Genomic DNA, 1,216 nt, shown 5'->3' on the forward strand with positions numbered 1-1,216 from the left:
GTGTACGGGTGGGCCGGGCGGCTGTACAGCTCGCCGACCGGGGCGGTCTCCACGATCCGGCCCGCGTACATGACCGCGATCTTGTCCGCGACGTCGGCGACGACGCCGAGGTCGTGGGTGATCAGGATCAGGCCCATGTTGTACTCGCGCTGCAGCTCCGCCAGCAGGTCCATGACCTGCGCCTGGACCGTCACGTCCAGCGCCGTGGTCGGCTCGTCCGCGATGATCAGGTCGGGCTCCAGGGCGAGCGCCATCGCGATCATGATGCGCTGGCGCATACCGCCGGAGAACTGGTGCGGGTAGTCGTTGACCCGCTCCTTCGACGCCGGGATGCGCACGCGGTCCATCAGCTCGATGGACTTGGCCTTGGCCTCCTTCTTGGAGAGGCCCTGGTGCACGCGGAACATCTCGCCGAGCTGGTAGCCGACGGAGAGCACCGGGTTGAGCGAGGACAGCGCGTCCTGGAAGATCATCGCGATCTTCCGGCCGCGGATGAGCCGCCGCTCCTCGCTGCCCATCTTGAGCATGTCCTCGCCGCGGAAGAGGATCTCCCCGCGGGGAATGCTGCCGGGCGGCATGTCCAGGATGCCCATGATCGCCTGCGCGGTCACGGACTTGCCGGAGCCGGACTCGCCGAGCACGGCGAGGGTCTCACCGGCGCTGACGCTGTAGTTGACTCCGTTGACCGCCTTGGCCACACCGTCACGGGTGTGGAACTCCACGTGCAGGTCGCGGACTTCGAGCAGCGGGGTGCCACTGGTATCCGAACCGCGAGGAGAAGGAACGTCCGCCGTCTTGTCGATGATGGTCATGTACGCCTCCCTCAGCGCAGTTTCGGGTCGAGGGCGTTGCGTACCGCATCGCCGAGCATGATGAACGCCAGGACGGTGATCGACACCATCACCGACGGGATGATCAGGACGAACGCGGCGTTGCGCAGCTGCTCCTGGCCCGACGAGATGTCGACGCCCCAAGAGACGGTGGGCTCGGCGAGGCCGATTCCCAGGAACGACAGCGTGGCCTCGGCCGAGATGTAACCGCCGAGGGCGATGGTCGCCACCACGATCACCGGGGCGATCGCGTTGGGCATGATGTGCCGGAGCAGGATGCGGGTGGTCGAGGCGCCGAGCGCCTTGGCCGCCATCACATAGTCCGCCTGTTTGATGGTAAGCACCGATCAGCCGGCGACACGGGCTATCTGTGTCCAGCCGAGGAC

2 protein-coding genes are annotated in these 1,216 nt (G+C 66.9%); both read right to left on the reverse strand.

What is annotated here, in order from left to right:
• Nucleotides 1-812 (reverse strand): ABC transporter ATP-binding protein (locus tag ACFXKA_RS43010; protein ID WP_379431912.1); only part of this gene is annotated, 812 nt, incomplete at its 3' end.
• A gap of 11 nt (nt 813-823) precedes the next feature.
• Nucleotides 824-1,174, reverse strand: a complete 351-nt coding sequence (locus tag ACFXKA_RS43015; protein WP_379431913.1) for an ABC transporter permease — start codon at nt 1,172-1,174, stop codon at nt 824-826.
• Between the last annotated feature and the right edge of the window lie 42 nt (nt 1,175-1,216).

Source organism: Nocardia sp. NPDC059228, assembly GCF_042754245.1.
Classification (GTDB): Bacteria; Actinomycetota; Actinomycetes; order Mycobacteriales; family Mycobacteriaceae; genus Nocardia.